Origin of the sequence: Dermacoccus sp. Ellin185 (assembly GCF_000152185.1) — a bacterium.
GTDB classification, from domain to species: Bacteria; Actinomycetota; Actinomycetes; order Actinomycetales; family Dermatophilaceae; genus Dermacoccus; species Dermacoccus nishinomiyaensis.
In genome coordinates, this window is record NZ_AEIQ01000081.1 from 1 (window position 1) to 1885 (window position 1885).

Sequence of the window (1885 nt, forward strand, 5' to 3'; positions counted from 1 at the left end):
CGGAACTCGGAAGAGCCACATTTCTTCTTCATTAGGCGACGACGCTCGCCCATTCGTTCAACAACGCCGGAATGGGGCGGCCCGCCCCATCGTCGTCGGGGCGGTGATATCCGCCCTGGGTGACGCGTTGATCCCTATCGCGTTCGCGATCGAGTGCCACCGAGTGGAACCTCGAGGCTGGGGCATGGCCTGCGTTCTGCTGCTGTTGTGGCTCGGTCGCTTCGGCGGGATGACGCTTGTACGAAAGAGGCCGGCCACCGCACGCCCTGTGCACGCGATGATCAACGCCGACCTGGTCAGGGCGGCCGCTCAGCTGATCCTGCTCGCCATCCTGGCTACAAACGTCACCGCTTCTGCGCCCGCTGCGATCTCCGCCCTAGGTCTGTCCTCCTTCGTGTACGGGTTCGCCGCTGCGTTCTTCGTTCCAGCCCGTTTCTCAGCCATCTCGACACTCGGCGCGCCGAGCGAGTATCAGCGGATCAACTCGACACTGTCCATCGTCGGCGATCTCTCGGCGATCCTCGGACCTGTCCTTGGGTCACTGGCCGTCGTCTGGTTGGGATTCCAAAACGTCCTGCTCATCGACGGTGTCAGCTTCCTGGTCGCCGCCACGATCCTGGTCCCGTTGCGCGCCACGCGAACCGAATCTGCCTCCACCCCCGCCGACGACGACGACACCCCGACCCCGCGAACGGGGACGATGCCGGCCTGGTTCACGCCCGGCCTGGCCACCTGGGGTGTGCTCGCGCTGACAATCGGCATCATCGGCGTTGCCGGTCCCACTCAGGTCATGTCGCGGTTCGACGTCACCGGCTGGACCATCACCGCCACAGCCTTAGGCGTCGGTAGCCTCCTCGCATCCACGTCCACACTCCTTGGGGCATTCGATGTCGTTCGATGGCGCACTATCCACGTCTGCGCCCTGGCCCTGGCCGCCACTGAGGTCGCCGCCTTCGTCGCCGCCCCCAACGTATGGATTCTCGCCGCGATCGGTGCTACCGGTTCCATGGCCGTCACCGTCTCCGGAATCCGTTGGGACACGATGGGGCAGTCTTTACGAACCGATCACCTCGTCAACGAGTTCGCCACCCGCGACCAGCTCGTCAACACCACAGCGATTCCCCTCGGCATGGCCCTGTTCGGTCTCGCCGGTACCCTCGACGCCACCCGCGTCCTGCTCTGGATCATGACCGTCGCGTGTGCTGCAGCTGCTCTCTACTCACTGACTCTGCACCGGCCAACCACCGATGACTTCCGCGCCGACCACACGCTGCGTCTCTGACCCGCGTCGCCCGTTCCTGAACGAACCGGTTTGACAAGCGACCTCTAGTGCGCGAGACATGAATTTGCTGTGACCTGCAGCACACTAGTCGTGACCGTCGCCACCGAAATACTTACCGCCGTAGTCACACCCTTTATTCGCTCTCCACCAGGACCGACCAGGGGACTCTACCCTCTTCTCGGGAATAAAGGTGGTCCACGTCACCGTCGTCGTCGGGTCATAGGCGGCGGCGGCTAGCGTATTCGTCTTCGCGATGGCCTTCTGGTTCTGCGTCGAGTCCAGGTCGGAGGACAGGGGCGCTACAACAACCAATGAGCGAACATTCGAACGTCCGTTGTTGGGTACCAGGGTGTACCCCACCCACGCAAGTGGGAACCCCCTGAGATGCGCACTTTTCACCACAGCGCATCTAGGGATATTCCTACTCACACAGTCGAGAGCTCAGACCAGGCGGGTCATCATCGGACCGTCAGGCAGCCCTAGCGGTGTAGCAAAAACGTTGGCGAGTTCAACCGGTCAACGCACCACCACCGATAGGGGATCGTGGGTGTCATGGCCGGGTTGTCGAACGAACAGCAGGAGAACGTCTGGGCGTTGTGGGCG

1 protein-coding gene is annotated in these 1885 nt (G+C 63.0%); it reads left to right on the top strand.

What is annotated here, in order from left to right; all coding sequences use genetic code 11:
* Positions 1-1282, top strand: a 1282-nt coding sequence (locus HMPREF0321_RS08335; RefSeq protein ID WP_217490531.1) for an MFS transporter, incomplete at its 5' end; no start/stop codon positions are given.
* Positions 1283-1885 lie beyond the last annotated feature (603 nt).